The following is a 15,922-nucleotide window of genomic DNA, read 5'->3' on the forward strand; positions in this document are numbered from 1 at the left end:
CCCACCGACCGCCCCGCCCCCGCGATCCGCATTGAAACTACGGATGTTCCCCTCACCATCCCCGCCGTGAGCCATCCAGAAGACCGCTCGCTTTTGGAATTAGTCCTAGAGGCCAAAAATCAGGGAGCCTCCGACATCCACCTCGGCGTCGGGGAACGCCCCCGGTTCAGGTTGCGCGGCAGGATGCAGTACACGGCTTACCCAATCACAACCATGGCAACGTTTTATCATTGGTGGCAGGAACTCTTAGCTCCCGAGCAACTACAAACCTTCGAGCGTACCAAGGAACTCGACACCGCCATCATGTACCCTGATATTGCCCGGTTACGGGTGAATATGTTTTTTTCTTTACTCGGCCCAGCCTCGGTATTGCGCTTGATCAACCTTGAGATTCCTAGCCTGGAAGAACTGCAACTCCCCGAAACCCTCAAGACGATCAGTGAGGCCCATAAAGGTTTGGTTTTGATCACCGGACCCACGGGCTCGGGTAAGTCCACTACGATGGCGGCGATGATCCGCTACATCAACGAAAATTTCGCTAAACATATCATCTCGATCGAGGACCCGATTGAATATGTCCACACCAGCATCAAGTCGCTGGTCCGGCAACGGGAAGTCGGGTCACACACGCTAGAGTTTGAAATAGCCTTACGGGCCTCGTTGCGGGAGGACCCGGATATCATCTTGATTGGGGAGATGCGCGACCGCGTGACTGTGGATACCGCCCTCAAAGCCGCGCAGACCGGACACCTCGTCTTCGGGACCTTACACACCAACAGTGCGGTCGCCACCATCGAACGGCTGTTAAATATCTACACCCCCAATGAACAAAATACGATGCGAATGCAACTTGCGGACTCCCTCGTGGCAGTGGTTGCCCAAGCCTTAGTACGGACCACGGACAACAAACGAGCTGCTATTCACGAGATCATGGTCAACACCGACACCGCCCGTGATTACATCAAAGGCAACAAAGTAGATGAGTTGGATCAACTGATTCCCCAGGGAGCATTTGATGGGATGCAGACGATGAACCAAGTCTTATACCGTCTAGTTCAAGAGGGCCGGGTCACGGAAGAGACCGCCGCTGAAGCCTCCCCGCGTCCTAACGAACTGAAGCAATTATTCCGGGGCAAGATGGACAATACCCGCATGATCTAAGATTCCCGAGGCAAGGTCAGCCCTGGGGTATAACCGGGGTGGGTCCTGAGTTTTTAAGCTTAGAGAAATCGGAGGTTCAGTAAAATGGGCAGTGCTTCTTGGTTATTGAGCTTAGTGATCCTGGCGGGAATTCTAAGTTTTGCCGTAGCTGTGTACGGTCTCTTTGTGGCTTATTCCAAGGGTATGACGATCCAGATCAGCAAGCCTGAGAACCGCACCACGCGCACTAGCCAGAATTGATACTTGCTCAATTGATGCAGCCCAACGAAAGCTAACTACCAGTCTCCGTTGGGCTACTTTTTAACAAAAAGTCCTAGGACCGCGCCCGTACCGATAAGCGGCTGACATCACGTAGATGTTGTTGGATATCCGCAAGGTGTTTGTTGGCAAAGGCCCGCAATTCGGGGTCTTCATTTTGAGTTGCAGCACTCTGGAATAGAGCAACGGCTTTTTCGTGACCCTTGACCATCTTCGCCACGTACAACTGCTCAAAGGTCGCCCCAGTCCGCCCTTCTAAATCTGCCTTAGCCTGTTGGTCTTCAGGGCTCAAGGTGGTGGGTAGGGTGACATTTTTGGTCCGGGCAATTTGCATCAGTTCCACGCTAGTCTTGCCGTGTTCCTGGACCATGAACTTAGCAAAGTCCTGGACATTCCGGGAACTCGCCCGTCGTAGAGCAACTTCACTGAGCTGACTCTCGGTCAGGTCACTTTTGGCAGCAGCCATCATGAAACCACTGGCTGATTTGCCATCCATGGTGGCTTGACGGATGGCAGGATCATTCATATCCAAGGGGATGCTGTCGCTGGCTTGGGTCGCCGGGACATCGCGGCCCATTTGAGGCATCGGGGCAGTTTGAGCCGAGGCTGTGATGCTCCCGAGGGTCAGCACCAGCGTAGCGGCGACAATTTGCTTAAACATGGTTCATTCTCCTAAGGAATAGGTCTCGAAAGACCCAGACTCAGGCTGACTCACATACCTTGGTTATAACCTCTTTCTAAAGAGAGGATATCCGAACCGCTCCGATAATTCTGGAGGCTGGTTATTGAAAACACCGTAAAACATCAAAACGGCAAGGTGCGTAGTCCAGTCTTATGACTTGGTAGCCATAGAAGACTTGAAAGTGCGTAACATGGTCAAAAATCATCACTTGGCAAAGTCTATTAGTGATGCTAGCTGGTCAATGTTCCGGGATTGGCTTGAATACTATGGTCGTGTGATGGGAAGGATAGTGATTGCTGTTCCTCCTCACTACACAAGCCAAGAGTGCTCAAGTTGTCATGCCATTGTGAAAAAGTCTCTGTCTACACGCACTCACACATGTCGGTGTGGCTGTGTACTAGACCGCGACCACAATGCAGCCTTGAATATCTTGGCATCAGGATTGAAGTCGTACCCAGGGGCACTGGGAAACGTAACGCTTGTGGAGAGAATAGCCGCTACTCATCAGGAGGTAACTCTTAATGAGCAAGCTGACTCTAGGAAACAAGAATCCCACGGTCTTCAGCCGTGGGAGTGTCAACCTAAGCTTCTTTTTTAGCCATCAACGGCGTGAACCACTGGGTAAATTCATCTTTGCGGAAGACTGTGGCTCGGTCACGATGACCAAAACGAATTAAGCTGGGGAGCCCATGCTTGTCTACACATTCTTTAATCCAGGAACCCACACCCTGACGCTCCGTGGGCGACATTTGGAACTGGAGCCGTTCGTACATCAAGACCAACAAACTACCCGAGGTGAGAGGGGCATTGTGTGCGATTAAATTGGGCAAAGGGCAACTTGCTACCATGTTTGTAGCAGCCTCATGCTTGCGATAAGCCATAAATTCTCCAAAGTGGGAGTGAGGGATGAATCAGTACCTATGACATCGGGTACTGGTACGTTTCGCGGAATTTCGTTTCTAAAAGTCCTTGACGAACCGCTCATCTTGGACACATGGTAACAGTCAGTTATGGAAGTGACCAGTAGCAAAAACAACCGAATCCATAAATATTGCGCTTAATTATTGCGGTACTGGCAGCGCAATGACCTGAGCCAAGGGCACTAGCTGGAGGTCTACCCCAAAAACCTCAGCAAAACTCGTGGCAATTAGGGGTATCAAATCCGCTGGACTGACACCAGGACAAAACTGCTCTACTCGGCCCACGGGTTGCGTCAGACCACAGGGTACGATGACCTCAAACGCCCGCAAATCCGTGGTGACATTGAGGGCAAAACCATGCAAAGTCACCCAACGGGAGACTTTAATCCCGATGGCGGCGACTTTGTAGCCCTTTACCCATACTCCAGTCAGCCCCGCTACTCGTTCACCCGTGATATCTAGATGACTCAGGGTACGGATGAGGACTTCTTCGAGTTGGCGCAGATACCAGTGCAGGTCTTGACGGTAGGCCCTGAGGTCCAAGACCGGGTAGCCCACTAGCTGACCGGGACCATGGTAGGTCACCTCCCCGCCCCGTTCGGTGCGATGTAACTCAAAGGTACCGGGCGCGAATTTGACGAACTCTGGGTCAGACCCCTGCCCCAGGGTGTAGACCGGGGGGTGTTCCACCAAAAAAAGAACATCGGGGTGCTGGGAGTCTTGGATCTTGCGTTGTTGAATTTGTTTTGGCCAGTCCCAGCCCTGGGTATAGCTCACTAAGCCCGGAGTTAGCAGTAGACAGGGCCGTTTCATAGCCCGGTGCGGATCGCGTCCACTGGACAAACCGGGACGCACTGTTCACAAACGATACAGCGCGACCGCTGGAATTGAAGCTCAAAGGTCACAGGCTGTAGGGTCAGAGCTTGGGTCGGACAGACCCCGGTACATAAGCCACAGTGGACACAGGTACTATCAATCAAGATTTCGCTACTGATGAGTGAAACGGTGATGCCCTGGGCTTGGACCCAGAGGAGGGCCGCCTCCACCCGGTCCAGGGCACCGGAGACCTCAATGACCATTTTGCCTACTTCATCGGGGGCGACTTGGGCACGGAGGATATTGCCCGCGACATTGAAATCCTTAGCCAGTCGGTAGGTCAGCGGCATCTGGACCACCTGGGGCGGAAAGGTGAGGATGACCCGCCGTTTGATTTCCCGTTTCATCCCCTCAGTGTACCGTCTGTTGCCGGAGGACTTCGTAGAGCAGGACTGCCACACTGACAGCAAGATTGAGTGATTCCACGCCCGGCTGCTGGGGAATACGGACGGGATATTGGATGAGAGCTTGGACCTCTGCACTCAACCCCTGGCCTTCGGAGCCAAAAATTAGCATTAAAGGCCCGGTGAGGGGAGCTTCCCATAACGAAATACCGTCCGCCGGCGTGGTACCGATGGTTTTGAAACCTTGTGCTTGCGCCTGTTGGAGTAAGGGAATTACCTCAGTCACTCGGGGCGGCTGACGAAACCACTGCCCACTGGTTGCCCGGAGGACTTTGGGGTGGTCTGGGGCAATACTGTCGGGACTGACGACAACGCCAGCTACGCCCACGGCGGCGGCGGTCCTAAGGATTGTACCGAGGTTACCGGGATCTTGGACGCGCTCCAATACCACCCAGCGTTGGGGTAAGCGGCCCAAGTCTGGTGCCAGTGTGTCGCCCTGCCGCGCTATCGCTAGAATCCCAGGGGCATTGACGGTGGTGACGAGTTCCGGGAAAAGGGCCTCGGGGACTTGTTCCGTGCGTTCGCTGTGGACGAGGAGTTGTTCCCATCGGGCTGAATTCGCGCTAGCCCAAGTGGGGGTACTGACCGTGCAGACTAGAGGCCAGCCCGTCTGGAGGGCAGCTTCCACGAGGTGCGGACCTTCTAGGAGCATCCAACCCACACGCTCGCGCTCCTTGGCTTGGTGGAGTTTGCGGATCTGTTTGAGCAGGGGGTTTTGGAGGCTGGTGAGCATGGGGAGTTAGGATCGTCGAGTAAGACACTGACCGTTATTATGAAGCCCCAGTTAGGTCGGTGAATGATTAAAGTAGGTGTCCTGGTTGGATTGCATCTCCCTTGACCTCTAATTGAATCTGACCGGGGTAGTAGTAAACCCCTGATACGCCCACGCGCCCGAGTTCATCGAGGTCTGTGATTACACCCTCTGGTACCTGCTGCCCCCAGTTCACCCACCAACGTCGGTAATAGGTGCAGATCCGGGCGAAGCCGTGGCGTTGCCAGAGTTGATAGCCCACGGTCAAACCGCGCAGCACTAGCTGGTAATCACGCTCATAGTCAAAGGACCCCAATTCTTGAAGGGTGATGGCGGTAGTGGGGACCTGATTATTACCGTTGAGGCCCACCCCGACCACACAACCCATGACCAAGTTCCCCTGGACCCGGGATTCTGTCAGTACGCCCCCCAGTTTACGGCCTGCCACCATTAGATCATTGGGCCACTTCAACCTTGCCGGGATGCCCCGCCGTCGCAACGCCCAGCAGACCCCCCAGGCACTCCAGAAGGTCACTTGGAGCAGGTGGGCGGGGGCAAGCTGGGGTTTGAGGATGACCGAGAGATAGATGCCGCCGGGGGTGGAGACCCAGGTATGTCCCCGTTGGCCCCGGCCCTGGGTCTGGCTCTGAGCAAGCACCGTCGTGCCCTCGCTGGCCCCGTCGCCCAACAACATTAAGGCCCGTTGGTTCGTCGAATCCAGGGTGGTATAGGTGTAGAGCGGTTCGCCCAGCCTCAACCCCAATCCGCCGTATCCAGCCCCGGACCACTGCTGAAATCACTAGGGCGGATTTGTTCTAAAAAGTCATGGAAGGCAGCCCGTTCGGCGTTATCCGCATCTTGGTCCACGGGTAGCGAAGCTTGGGCCATGACTTCCTCAGTGGCCCAAATCGGCGTGCGGGTCCTGAGGGCTAAGGCCACGGCATCACTAGGGCGAGCGTCGAGGTGTTTGCGTTGTTCACCTTGCTCCAGCGAGATTACGGCATAAAACGTACTGTCTTGTAAGGAATAAATGACAATTTTGATAACTTTGATCTCCCAGCCGCCCAGACAATTCACAAATAGATCATGGGTCATGGGCCGGGTGGTCTTTTGACCCTCTAGGGCTTGGACAATGGCACTGGCCTCAGCCCGACCAATCCAAATCGGGCGGGCGCGGCGGTCGCCGAGGTCACGCAGGACCAGAATGGGGGATTTATTGACTGCATCTAGGGCAATGCCCGCCACTTTCATCTCGACAGCCATGGGCTAACTCTCCACAGACAGGAACCCTAGGCTCATTCTACTGGGGGTCATGGGGCTTGGCGGGCTTGGGCCACGGCCTGGGCACAGGATTGGGCATCCTTTGCCTGACCGGGCTGGTTGCCGTACCAGAGTCGTTCGTGAATGCGGACTAATTGGCTGAGGGGTTCTCGGAGCCGGGGCTGGTCCTGGAGGTCCTGGAGGTATTCCTGGTTGGTCCGGGTGGGCTGGTACTTGACTTGCTGTTCGCTATCCAACCAGAGGACTAAGGAGAGGTACCAAGCGCGGCAGGCCCCCCGGTAGTCCCCGCTCTGGGTGAGTTGCTCGGCTTGCGCAGTCCACTGTTGCCAAGGGGTAATTGGGCTGGGGGCAAGGGCGGTGGCTGGACTTACCTTGTGTGGACCGAAGACCTGCCAGAGTTGTACCCCACTTAAGACCACCCATAGGACCCCTAGCCCTAGCCCCACCCAGAGGACGATATTGGCAGCCTGGGCACTGAGACTCAGGCCCCCGAGGTCCAGGTTAGTCTCTGCTAACCGGAACTGCCCGGAGCGGCGCAGTTCTTCAAGTAACGGCTCAACCTTGGGCATTGGCTCCTCCTGGCCTCATCGTAATTGCTCGAACCAAGCCAGGGCTGTCCGGTAATCAATCATCCCCCAATAGAGCGGCCCAGAGACGGCCTGGGCGTAGCGGTGCGGGTCGGCCCATCGTCCGGCCCGTTGCAAAAAATAGACCTCCCGTTGGTAGGCACTGCGCTCAATGCGCCAGCGAAAAGTTTTGCTCCTGACGTAGTGAAAACAGAACTTAGGTAAACCCAGGGCTTTTTGTTGGCGGTGGTGGACCCGCTCGTGGGCCAAGACCGCTGCTTTTTGGAGGGCGGGCCAAGTGTCAAAGTCCCAGGGCACAAAGACCACGGGGTAAAGGGCGGTACAAAAACGGAGGGGCCAGGGAATAAGCCGCATAACTCATGGTACCGTGGCCCCATGCCCAGTCCAACCCTTGAACGAGAACAGAGCCTCTGGCAGGAGGGCTACACCCGCTTAGCGGCGGTGGATGAAGTCGGGCGGGGACCCTGGGCGGGTCCGGTGGTGGCAGTAGCCGTAGTTCTACCCTCTACCGTGACCATGGCTGACCTCCCCGGTGTACGCGACTCCAAACAACTCACCCCCCGCCGCCGTCAAGAACTAGTCCCGCTCATCCAGTCCATCGCCCTCGGTTATGGGGTCGGGCTGGCTGAGGTGGCGGAGATTGACCGCATTAATATCCGTCAGGCCACCCATCAGGCCATGGTCCGGGCTTTAGCTGGGGTTATGCCGGTGGATCATGTCTTGGTGGACGGATTACGGGTCCCGGAACTGGGGGAGCATCAGACCTGGGTGGTGCGGGGAGATGGTCAATGTCTCGCGATTGCCTGCGCCTCGGTCTTGGCTAAGGTCTACCGTGACCAATTGATGCAGGGGCTGGCCCAGGAATTTCCTGGTTATGGCTGGGAGCGCAACAGCGGTTATGGCACCCGCGCCCACCAACAGGCCCTCCGTCAATTTGGCGTAACACCCCACCACCGTCATAGTTTCCGGCCCGTGCGCGTGGCTCTGGAGACCGTGGGACGTTACGATAGGCCAAATATTCACTCAGACCATGCTTGAACTCAAACAGGTAGCCAAGCATTTTGGGGAACAGACCGTCCTGGCTTCCCTGGATTTGTGCGTGGGCGACCAGGAATTATTGGTGTTGGTCGGTCCCTCCGGCTGTGGCAAAAGTACCCTGCTGCGTCTGATTGCCGGTCTAGAAGAACCCACCAGTGGTCAGATCCTCCTCGACGGGCAAGACCTCATCCTCCGTGCTCCCAAGGACCGGGACGTGGCGATGGTCTTCCAAAATTACGCTCTCTATCCGCACTTGACGGTCTACGATAACTTAGCTTTTGGGTTACGCCGCCGCCGTCCGCTCACGACTAAATTGGGGGAAATGTGGCGCGGGCTGACCCAGCAAGCTTGCCCGACTCGCGCTGCTCTGGATAACCAAGTCCAGCAGGTCGCCCGTCTTCTACAAATCGAACAGTTCCTCGACCGCCGCCCCAGTGAACTCTCCGGTGGTCAAAAACAGCGGGTCGCCCTCGGACGAGCCATGGTCCGCAACCCCAAAATCTACCTGATGGACGAACCCCTTTCTAACCTAGACGCGCAACTGCGGACCCAGACGCGGACCCAGATCGTCCAGTGGCAACACCAACTCGCCACCACTACGGTTTATGTCACCCATGACCAGACTGAGGCGATGACCATGGGTTCACGGATTGCCGTCATGAACCGGGGCTGTCTACAACAGGTGGCGACCCCGCTCACGGTCTACCGGGAACCCGCCAATATCTTCGTCGCTGGGTTCATCGGGGAGCCGCAGATGAACTTTTTTCCCTGTGTGCCGACGGTGGCTCTAGGCCGGACCAGTCTTGTGGGTGAAGGATTTTGTCTGTCTCTACCCCCACAGTTCCAAGGCGTACCATTGCCGCCCCGCTTAACTATAGGTATCCGGCCCGAGCATCTGGTTCTCAACGGGCAAGACCCCGTATTCCAAGGGCGAGTGGAGTTTGTGGAGACGCTGGGCCGCGAGACCCTAATTTTTTGTGCTACGCCCAGTGGTCCGCTCAGGGTCCGTCTGACTAGTGAATGTCCCCGCCCCGATGAAAGTTGTGGCTTCGCGGTTCAGGCGTTCCATCTGTTCGATGAGACCAGTGGTTTGAGCATTAAACCTAGTCGTTTGGTGGTTAGTGAATAGTGGACTAGGACAGAAGAGCGTATTGCAGCACACTACGCTGGGGCGGCTAGGCAAGCTTGGTTAGCGTGAAAGCTGCTAAGAAGCCAAAGGCAACGACCAACCCTGTGTAGTCATGGGCGTACTCAAAGGCTTCAGGCAACATCGTATCGGCGAGCATGGCAAGGATCGCCCCCGCTGCTACGGCTGTGATCCCGGCAATAATATCGGCTGAGAATTGACTAAATACGGTGTACCCGAGAACGGCTGCTACGGCTGACACCATGGTAATTCCGCCCCAAGTGCCAAAGATATAGGCCGGTGAACGCCCCGCCCTCTTCATCCCCGCTGCACTCGATAGCCCCTCAGGGAAATTGGAGAGAAATACCGCCACCACCGCTACCCAACTGACCGACCCGCCACCAATCAGGCTCACCCCAATCACGATCGATTCAGGAATGCCGTCAAGGAGCGCGCCCAGGGCAATTGCTAACCCACTCCCCGCCGTCCCCGCCTCCTCGGGTTGCTGTCCTGTCGAGCGTTTGCGGTGCTTGGCCCCATAGTGAGCCAACCCACGATTGGCTAGGGTGAAAATTAGGGCCCCGAGCATAAACCCCACTGCCACCGCTGCCAGACTCCCCTGCGCGTAAGCCTCATCCATTAGGTCAAAAGCTAAGGCCGAGATGAGGACCCCCGCCCCAAAAGCCATAATGAGCGCGATCCAGCGTTGGGGCACCGCCACAAAATAACCAACCAATGCTCCAAGGAAGAGAGCTGACCCTGCCACCAAGCCCCAGCCCCCCGCCTGTACCCATGGGAGTATCACATAATAGCTCAACTGCTTTCTAGTAATTCTGTTCTATTTCTTGGAACGCCACGTCCCTCTCTTGGGATAAATTTGTCTGATTCACACAGTCCGCTTAGGCTTTTCAGCGATAGACTGGCAGGTTGCTATTACCCAAACTATTAATAATCTAGCGGACTAACTAATCGTTAATTCTTACGACTTTCAGTACTGCGCTTACCTAAAGTCCTTAGTATTATGTAACTGAACCCAGTCCTCCCAGGCTGCTGTAAGGCTTTGCCTGAGAGTTTAAGGAGTTACATACAATGCAGTTAAATTTCCGTAGCTTAGGCTACCTAAGTTGCCTCACCCTCGCTTGTGTCAGCCTCAGTCCCGCCTCAGCCGAGCGTCCTGAAGCGCGTCCCGAATTGGTCAAACTTGCTAAGCACGATACCTCCCGGACCCTGCGCGAAATGGGACCGATTCCGTTAATTTTTAACAAGTTCACTGAAATTCCTAACCCGCCCCGTCCCCGTAAGGTCATTAAGAAAGAAGACCTCCGCGCCACCCAAGTTCCTGACTCGGTGGTGCAAAACGCGCCCGGTGAGCCGCTTGACCTGCCCTTGACGGCGAGCTTCGATGGGGTGAATAGTGTCAACTTCGTCCTTCCCCCGGACCCGACGGGTGAAGTCGGTCCCAACCATTATTTTCAGTGGGTCAACCTGTCGTTTGCCATCTATAACAAAACCGGGACGCTCCTCTACGGTCCGGCCTCGGGTAATACCCTGTGGAATGGCTTCGGCGGTCCCTGCCAGAGCACCAACAGTGGCGACCCGATTGTGATGTATGACCACCTTGCTGACCGCTGGGTGGTAACGCAGTTTGGTATTCCCAACTTCTCCGGCGGTCCCTACTACCAGTGCATCGCCGTCTCGACTGGGGCGGACCCCACCGGCTCCTACCACCGCTACGCCTTTGTCGCGAGCAACAACAACCTCAACGACTATCCCAAGTTGGGAGTTTGGCCCGACGGTTACTACATGACGGTCAATCAATTCCTGAATGGCTTCTCCTTTGCGGGGGCCGGGGTCTTCGCCTTCGAGCGCGAGAAGATGCTCCTCGGACAGGCCGCCAAACTGGTCTACGTCAACCTCCAACCCATCAACCCCAACTTCGGCGGGATGCTCCCCTCGGATCTAGATGGCCCGGTTCCTGCCGCTGGTACGCCTGCTTATTTCATGGAAGCGGATGATTCCAATTTTGGTTTCCCGACGGACCAGATTGCCCTGTGGGAATTTAAGGTGAACTGGAACAATATTGCGCTCTCGACCTTTGGGCTGAGCGGTCAACCCAACCAGTTATTTAAACCCCCTGCCTTGGCTCCCTTTGACATGAATCTCTGCCCCGGTACCCGCAACTGCATCCCCCAATTGGGCACCACCTGCAAAATTGACACCATCGGCGACCGTTTGATGTACCGCTTGCAGTACCGCAACATGGGCACTCACCAAGTGATGGTGGCGAACCATAGCGTGGATGTGAACGGACGGGACTTAGCCGGGATTCGTTGGTATGAGTTCCGCAAGACCACCGGCGATTGGTCTATTTACCAACAGGGCACCTACAGTCCCACCACCACCCTCAACCGTTGGATGGCTAGTATTGCCATGGATGGCGCGGGCAACATTGGGATGGGGTACTCCACCTCCAGTGCCGACACCTACCCCTCGATTTACGCGACGGGCCGTCTTGCCACCGATCCCCTAGGGACGATGCGCCTTGAGCAACTATTGTTTGCGGGTCGCGGTTCTCAGACCAGTAGCTCTAGCCGTTGGGGGGATTACAGCCATCTCTCGATTGACCCGGTGGATAACTGCACGTTCTGGCACACCTCGGAATATTATTCCTCCACGAGCAGTGCCAACTGGCGGACCCGCATCTCGGCAGTCAAGATACCGGGCTGTGTGGTCAATACCCCGGTCCCAGCTACCCCCTAACTTCTAGTCATGGTATCCAGACGGCCTCTTAACCAAGGGGCCGTTTGGCTTTTGGTATGCTGAGAAAAACCGAGGTTCCTATGCACTGGGTCAGCACTTTATCGCGTGAACAGACCATCCCCCGCGCCGTGGCTGAGACCTGTGGTGCGGTCTTGACTCAGATGGGGGGCCGGTCCGTAGACTTGGTGCTAATTTTTGCCAGTCCTGAGCTTGGGGGTGATTTTGCCTATCTGGGCCGTCTCATTCAGCAACAGTTGGGCAGCGCAGTCCTGGTGGGTTGTGCGGGGGGCGGGCTGATTGCCCAAGGACAGGAAATAGAAGACGAGCCCGGCTTAGTCGTGACCGCAGCCCACCTGCCGGGGGTGACGGTGACGGGCTTTCACCTGGAGATGGCGGACCTCCCAGACCTAGATGCTCCGCCGCTGGCTTGGCAAGAGCGGCTGGGGGTGATGACGGATGGGCCTTTCCTGTTGATGGCGGGCGGGGGCATGGATTTGGAGGTGTTGCTGGCGGGGTTGGACTATGCTTTCCCGACTAGTCCTAAGCTGGGGGGGATTGCCAGCGGTAGTCAGCCATTACTATTCCTCAATGAGCAGTGTCATACCCGGGGCGTGAATGGAGTGGCGTTACGCGGCAATATCGCCATGGACCCCTTGGTTGCTCAGGGCTGTCGTCCTTTGGGCCAAAAACACGAGATTACCGGCTGTGAGGACTATCTGTTGACCCAGCTAGACGGGATGCCGCCCGTGGAAGTCCTGGGACGGGTCCTCGGGGCCGCCAGTCAGCGCGACCGTCAATTGGCCCAGCGCAATGCGCTCTTTGTGGGGCTGTTGGCGGATGAATTCAAGCAAGCGTCGGTCAATTTCTTGATCCGCAACTTAATGGGGGTGGACCGTCAACGCGGGGCTTTGGCGATTGGACAGCCCCTGCGCGTCGGTCAGACGTTACAATTCCACATCCGCGACGGGGCGGCCTCCAGTGAGGACCTCGACCAACTGTTACATAATTACGTGGCGAATTCCGGGGCCAGTACGGTGCAGGGCTGTGTCTTGTTTTCTTGTCTGGGCCGGGGGGAGTCTTTTTATGGCTCACCTAACCACGATGCCCAAGCGGTCCAACGGCATCTCGGGGCCATCCCGGTGGGGGGGTTCTTCTGTAATGGCGAGATTGGTCCGGTGGGGGCGACTACTTACTTGCACGGCTACACAGCGGCGATTGGTTTCTTCCGGCCCTTGTCGTAAGCGTGGTATTCCTTGCCCCCGCCATGCATGAGTGCTCCCCTGACTTAGGCTACAATGTCGCCCTAGCGTGGAGATTGTGGTGGCAACTTTTTGGGCAATTGAGGGCGGGGTGACGGCTCCCTTGGGCTGGCAAGCGGGCGCGGTGGCAGCAGGAATTAAGCCTTCGGGGAAGTTGGATCTCATCCTCATCTGCTCCGACCAACCCGCTGTGACCGCCGGGGTCTTCACGACCAATCTGGTCCGGGCCGCCTCCGTAGACTACGACGAGCAACGCTTGGCCCAAGAGAGCCACGGACGAGCCATCGTCATCAACGCCGGGAATGCCAACGCCGCCACGGGTCAAGCGGGGGTTGAGGCCGTCACGCAGACCGCCCAAATCTTTGCTGAGTTATTAAACCTCGACCCCGCCGAAATTCTGGTTGCCTCCACCGGGGTGATTGGTGTGCCCCTACCGATGGCGAAAATCCAACAAGCGGCCCCGCAGCTAGTCACAACCCTCTCCCCCACGGGTTCAGAACTCGCCGCCCAAGCCATTCTCACCACAGATTTAACGGTGAAGACGCGCGCGCTGGAAGCTAATATTGACGGTCATCCGGTGCGGATGGGAGCCATCGCTAAGGGTTCAGGAATGATCCACCCCAATATGGCGACGCTACTTGCTTTTATTACCTGTGATGCGGCAGTGGAGCCGGACCTGTGGCGGGATTTATTACGAGCTGCCAATACAGTCTCCTTCAACCAAATCACCGTGGATGGCGACACCAGCACCAATGATCTCGTCCTCGCCCTCAGTAACGGACGGGCTGAGAATCCGACGGTCACCGACCCCGCCAGCCTAGCCGCCCGTCTCCTCGGTGAGATGCTGACCACTCTCTGCATTGACCTTGCCAAGATGGTCGCCCGTGATGGTGAGGGCGCAACAAAATTAGTAGAAGTCCAGGTTACTGGAGCGCGTGATGCACAATCGGCCCGTCAAGTCGCCCGGACCGTGGCAAGTTCCAGCCTATTCAAGGCGGCCCTGTTTGGCTGTGACCCGAATTGGGGACGGATTGCAGCGGCGGCGGGACGGGCGGGTGTTCCCTTTGCGCCCCAGCGGCTGGCGGTTTGGTTGGGTGAAGTCCAGTTGATGGCAGAGGGCACCCCCCTCCCCTTTGACCGTCCGGCGGCTGTCACCTATCTCAAAAATCCCACCGTCCTCGTCCGTCTCGATTTAGGGGGAGGCCAGGGCCAAGGGACGGCCTGGGGCTGTGACCTGACCTATGACTATGTGCGGATCAACGGCGAGTACACCACTTGACTAAGGCGCGCCGGATAAACTGAGAAGAGGGTACCAAGGCAGCCGATGGACACAAAGAAAAGTGTACAACTCCGCAATCTCTTGATTGCCGCAGCGACGATCCTCCTCGTGGGTGGGTTGTATGGCGCGACCCGCGCTGATTTTAGCCGTGTCACCCCCGCCCAAATGGTCGAGCGGTCCATCCCCTACGAGACCGCCCAGACCAACGGACGACCGACCTTGATTGAGTTCTACGCGGATTGGTGCGCCACTTGTAAATTGATGAATCCAACCGTGGCTAAACTCGAACGGCAGTACGAGGGCAAATTCAACTTCGTCATGCTCAATGTGGATAATCCCAAGTGGAATCCTGAGCTAGACCGTTACCGGGTGAATGGCATCCCCCACTACGTATTCCTGGCCCCCGACGGTACGATCCAGGGCAATGTCATCGGTGAACAGACCGCAGACTTGTTTGGCGCGAACCTAGCGGCCCTTGTTCAGGGGCAATCTCTGCCCTACGCCCGCCCTACGCCCGGTCAGGTCTCTACTTTTAAGACCCGTCTGGTCCCCCCCCAGGTCCAGCCCCGCGCCCACTCCAATTCCTGAGGTAGCCCGTGCGTAGATTATTGTTGGCCCTCATGTTTGCCTTGCCCGTGTGGGCCGGACCGGCTGAGGAACTGGCACCCAAGGGTCTAGAGAACGCCCAGCCCTTTGACTTGAGTACCGGGACCAGCCAATACAACCAACTCCTCAAAGCCATCAATAGCAAGCAGCGCATCTATCAGGGCCAGTTCAAGGAACCCGAACCGGTCTCTTTGGGGTTTGGCGTGTGTGTGTACGGTGCCGCCCCGACCTTACCCGAAAAATTCAAAGCCCCACCGCCCCTACGCGAACTGAGCGCGGGGACCGACCGGCCCCTGACTGTCGCCCTACCCCGGTCCTGTCCGACGGTCAGCCCGGCGAACTAGCGTCGGATAAATTCCCACAAAGAAGACCATCCAAACCAAGACGGGAGCCGCGAGGACCACGCTGAGCCAACTCAGCCCCAACCAGAGATACAGCCCCCCGGTCCAGCTTGTTCCGGTCAAGAGGATGGACCAGGGTTGGCACCACCAGGGTTTGTGAGCCCACACATTATTTGTCATAGGGCGATTATATCCCCAGCCGTTGGCGCAACTGGTCCAGAGAAATATCGGTGGCAAGGATGACGGGCTGGTCCGGGTTTAGGGGGCTTGGAGGCGGTCAATACGCTGAATCTCGACCCCTTCCTGCCAGAGTGAAACGCCCTCCTTGGCCGGGGTCGCCCGCATCAGGGAGCTAATAAGGTTTCCGGGTGTATAGTTGATATTTACCCAAACGAATTTCTCTGGAATTACCTCTGACCTCCGACCAACTCGAAACCCGATATCGTGAGGCATCAGCTCCGGTCGAACGCTCACAGTTTCAGCTCTTATGGCTTATTGGCATGGGTAAAACCACTCAGCAAGTGCGCGAGGTAACAGGCTACTGCTGCACTTGGATACGAGAGCTGGTTAGCCGTTATAACCGCGAAGGTCCC

The 15,922-nt window shown here is 56.8% G+C and carries 20 protein-coding genes and 2 pseudogenes; 11 read left to right on the forward strand and 11 right to left on the reverse strand.

The window, feature by feature from the left end:
- Together HFM78_RS02755 and HFM78_RS02760 are read left to right on the forward strand one after the other, a co-directional pair.
- On the forward strand, positions 1-1,161 hold a 1,161-nt coding region (locus HFM78_RS02755; protein WP_287127888.1), incomplete at its 5' end, for a type IV pilus twitching motility protein PilT.
- An 84-nt stretch (positions 1,162-1,245) separates the two neighbouring features.
- A complete protein-coding gene (locus tag HFM78_RS02760; RefSeq protein ID WP_287127889.1) occupies positions 1,246-1,401 on the forward strand; it encodes a hypothetical protein in 156 nt (51 codons plus the stop codon).
- Positions 1,402-1,474: 73 nt separating this feature from the next.
- Here HFM78_RS02760 and HFM78_RS02765 read toward each other — a convergent pair whose 3' ends face one another.
- A complete protein-coding gene (locus tag HFM78_RS02765; RefSeq protein ID WP_287127890.1) occupies positions 1,475-2,080 on the reverse strand; it encodes a DUF4142 domain-containing protein in 606 nt (201 codons plus the stop codon).
- A gap of 142 nt (positions 2,081-2,222) precedes the next feature.
- Here HFM78_RS02765 and HFM78_RS16085 point away from each other — a divergent pair.
- Positions 2,223-2,699: pseudogene (locus tag HFM78_RS16085) on the forward strand (RNA-guided endonuclease InsQ/TnpB family protein); the annotation flags it as partial.
- Here the strand turns inward: HFM78_RS16085 and HFM78_RS02770 are convergent.
- The 8 genes from HFM78_RS02770 to HFM78_RS02805 all read right to left on the reverse strand — a co-directional run bounded on the left by HFM78_RS02770 (position 2,683) and on the right by HFM78_RS02805 (position 7,274).
- Positions 2,683-2,982: a hypothetical protein gene (locus HFM78_RS02770; RefSeq protein WP_287127891.1), complete on the reverse strand. Its 300-nt coding sequence runs from the start codon at positions 2,980-2,982 to the stop codon at positions 2,683-2,685. The pseudogene HFM78_RS16085 and the gene HFM78_RS02770 sit on opposite strands and share 17 nt — an antisense overlap.
- A gap of 180 nt (positions 2,983-3,162) precedes the next feature.
- The gene (lipB, locus tag HFM78_RS02775; RefSeq protein ID WP_396034855.1) at positions 3,163-3,834 is read right to left on the reverse strand and encodes a lipoyl(octanoyl) transferase LipB; all 672 of its coding nucleotides are present in this window, start codon (positions 3,832-3,834) and stop codon (positions 3,163-3,165) included.
- Positions 3,831-4,232, reverse strand: a complete 402-nt coding sequence (locus tag HFM78_RS02780) for an NIL domain-containing protein (protein WP_396033660.1) — start codon at positions 4,230-4,232, stop codon at positions 3,831-3,833. Before HFM78_RS02780 ends, lipB begins: the two co-directional genes overlap by 4 nt.
- Before the next feature lie 16 nt (positions 4,233-4,248).
- On the reverse strand, positions 4,249-5,034 hold the full coding sequence (locus HFM78_RS02785) for an RNA methyltransferase (RefSeq protein ID WP_287127894.1): 786 nt from the start codon (positions 5,032-5,034) through the stop codon (positions 4,249-4,251).
- A gap of 67 nt (positions 5,035-5,101) precedes the next feature.
- Positions 5,102-5,809, reverse strand: a complete 708-nt coding sequence (locus HFM78_RS02790; protein WP_287127895.1) for a biotin--[acetyl-CoA-carboxylase] ligase — start codon at positions 5,807-5,809, stop codon at positions 5,102-5,104.
- A complete protein-coding gene (locus tag HFM78_RS02795) occupies positions 5,806-6,315 on the reverse strand; it encodes a bifunctional nuclease family protein (RefSeq protein ID WP_287127896.1) in 510 nt (169 codons plus the stop codon). Before HFM78_RS02795 ends, HFM78_RS02790 begins: the two co-directional genes overlap by 4 nt.
- 47 nt (positions 6,316-6,362) lie before the next feature.
- A complete protein-coding gene (locus tag HFM78_RS02800; RefSeq protein WP_287127897.1) occupies positions 6,363-6,902 on the reverse strand; it encodes a DUF4129 domain-containing protein in 540 nt (179 codons plus the stop codon).
- Positions 6,903-6,917: 15 nt separating this feature from the next.
- The gene (locus tag HFM78_RS02805; RefSeq protein ID WP_287127898.1) at positions 6,918-7,274 is read right to left on the reverse strand and encodes a hypothetical protein; all 357 of its coding nucleotides are present in this window, start codon (positions 7,272-7,274) and stop codon (positions 6,918-6,920) included.
- Positions 7,275-7,295: 21 nt separating this feature from the next.
- On the opposite strand from HFM78_RS02805, the gene HFM78_RS02810 reads away from it, so the two are divergent.
- The 3 genes and pseudogenes from HFM78_RS02810 (at position 7,296) to HFM78_RS16095 (ending at position 9,087) form a co-directional block, all read left to right on the forward strand.
- On the forward strand, positions 7,296-7,958 hold the full coding sequence (locus tag HFM78_RS02810) for a ribonuclease HII (RefSeq protein ID WP_287127899.1): 663 nt from the start codon (positions 7,296-7,298) through the stop codon (positions 7,956-7,958).
- An 85-nt stretch (positions 7,959-8,043) separates the two neighbouring features.
- Positions 8,044-8,421 (forward strand): annotated as a pseudogene (locus tag HFM78_RS16090) (ATP-binding cassette domain-containing protein); the annotation flags it as partial.
- 291 nt (positions 8,422-8,712) lie between these two features.
- On the forward strand, positions 8,713-9,087 hold the full coding sequence (locus HFM78_RS16095) for a TOBE domain-containing protein (RefSeq protein WP_396034857.1): 375 nt from the start codon (positions 8,713-8,715) through the stop codon (positions 9,085-9,087).
- Positions 9,088-9,133: 46 nt separating this feature from the next.
- Here the strand turns inward: HFM78_RS16095 and HFM78_RS02820 are convergent, their stop codons facing one another.
- On the reverse strand, positions 9,134-9,889 hold the full coding sequence (locus HFM78_RS02820) for a ZIP family metal transporter (RefSeq protein ID WP_287127901.1): 756 nt from the start codon (positions 9,887-9,889) through the stop codon (positions 9,134-9,136).
- A gap of 284 nt (positions 9,890-10,173) precedes the next feature.
- On the opposite strand from HFM78_RS02820, the gene HFM78_RS02825 reads away from it, so the two are divergent.
- From HFM78_RS02825 to HFM78_RS02845, 5 genes are all read left to right on the forward strand, one after another.
- Positions 10,174-11,844: a hypothetical protein gene (locus HFM78_RS02825; protein WP_287127902.1), complete on the forward strand. Its 1,671-nt coding sequence runs from the start codon at positions 10,174-10,176 to the stop codon at positions 11,842-11,844.
- Positions 11,845-11,924: 80 nt separating this feature from the next.
- Positions 11,925-13,085: an FIST C-terminal domain-containing protein gene (locus tag HFM78_RS02830; RefSeq protein ID WP_287127903.1), complete on the forward strand. Its 1,161-nt coding sequence runs from the start codon at positions 11,925-11,927 to the stop codon at positions 13,083-13,085.
- A gap of 79 nt (positions 13,086-13,164) precedes the next feature.
- Complete coding sequence (gene argJ, locus HFM78_RS02835; protein ID WP_287127904.1) at positions 13,165-14,382, forward strand: bifunctional glutamate N-acetyltransferase/amino-acid acetyltransferase ArgJ; 1,218 nt, start codon at positions 13,165-13,167, stop codon at positions 14,380-14,382.
- Between the two features lie 45 nt (positions 14,383-14,427).
- Positions 14,428-14,970 carry a thioredoxin domain-containing protein gene (locus tag HFM78_RS02840; protein ID WP_287127905.1) on the forward strand — a complete coding sequence of 181 codons (543 nt, stop codon included), beginning with the start codon at positions 14,428-14,430 and terminating at the stop codon, positions 14,968-14,970.
- An 8-nt stretch (positions 14,971-14,978) separates the two neighbouring features.
- Positions 14,979-15,332, forward strand: a complete 354-nt coding sequence (locus HFM78_RS02845; RefSeq protein WP_287127906.1) for a hypothetical protein — start codon at positions 14,979-14,981, stop codon at positions 15,330-15,332.
- Here the strand turns inward: HFM78_RS02845 and HFM78_RS02850 are convergent.
- The gene (locus HFM78_RS02850; RefSeq protein ID WP_287127907.1) at positions 15,294-15,509 is read right to left on the reverse strand and encodes a DUF6737 family protein; all 216 of its coding nucleotides are present in this window, start codon (positions 15,507-15,509) and stop codon (positions 15,294-15,296) included. The two genes, HFM78_RS02845 and HFM78_RS02850, sit on opposite strands and share 39 nt — an antisense overlap.
- Positions 15,510-15,922: the final 413 nt, after the last annotated feature.

This window comes from Candidatus Cyanaurora vandensis, from assembly GCF_013285555.1.
GTDB lineage: Bacteria > Cyanobacteriota > Cyanobacteriia > Gloeobacterales > Anthocerotibacteraceae > Cyanaurora > Cyanaurora vandensis.

Excerpts from the sequence above, each read along its gene's own strand:
- HFM78_RS02805 (WP_287127898.1), bottom strand. The coding sequence starts at position 7,274 with ATGCGGCTTATTCCCTGGCCCCTCCGTTTTTGTACCGCCCTTTACCCC.
- HFM78_RS02800 (WP_287127897.1), bottom strand. The coding sequence starts at position 6,902 with ATGCCCAAGGTTGAGCCGTTACTTGAAGAACTGCGCCGCTCCGGGCAG.
- HFM78_RS02760 (WP_287127889.1), top strand. The coding sequence starts at position 1,246 with ATGGGCAGTGCTTCTTGGTTATTGAGCTTAGTGATCCTGGCGGGAATT.
- HFM78_RS02840 (WP_287127905.1), top strand. The coding sequence starts at position 14,428 with ATGGACACAAAGAAAAGTGTACAACTCCGCAATCTCTTGATTGCCGCA.
- HFM78_RS02810 (WP_287127899.1), top strand. The coding sequence starts at position 7,296 with ATGCCCAGTCCAACCCTTGAACGAGAACAGAGCCTCTGGCAGGAGGGC.
- HFM78_RS02825 (WP_287127902.1), top strand. The coding sequence starts at position 10,174 with ATGCAGTTAAATTTCCGTAGCTTAGGCTACCTAAGTTGCCTCACCCTC.
- lipB (WP_396034855.1), bottom strand. The coding sequence starts at position 3,834 with ATGAAACGGCCCTGTCTACTGCTAACTCCGGGCTTAGTGAGCTATACC.
- HFM78_RS02795 (WP_287127896.1), bottom strand. The coding sequence starts at position 6,315 with ATGGCTGTCGAGATGAAAGTGGCGGGCATTGCCCTAGATGCAGTCAAT.
- HFM78_RS02765 (WP_287127890.1), bottom strand. The coding sequence starts at position 2,080 with ATGTTTAAGCAAATTGTCGCCGCTACGCTGGTGCTGACCCTCGGGAGC.
- HFM78_RS02850 (WP_287127907.1), bottom strand. The coding sequence starts at position 15,509 with ATGACAAATAATGTGTGGGCTCACAAACCCTGGTGGTGCCAACCCTGG.
- HFM78_RS02830 (WP_287127903.1), top strand. The coding sequence starts at position 11,925 with ATGCACTGGGTCAGCACTTTATCGCGTGAACAGACCATCCCCCGCGCC.
- HFM78_RS16095 (WP_396034857.1), top strand. The coding sequence starts at position 8,713 with ATGAACTTTTTTCCCTGTGTGCCGACGGTGGCTCTAGGCCGGACCAGT.
- HFM78_RS02770 (WP_287127891.1), bottom strand. The coding sequence starts at position 2,982 with ATGGCTTATCGCAAGCATGAGGCTGCTACAAACATGGTAGCAAGTTGC.
- HFM78_RS02785 (WP_287127894.1), bottom strand. The coding sequence starts at position 5,034 with ATGCTCACCAGCCTCCAAAACCCCCTGCTCAAACAGATCCGCAAACTC.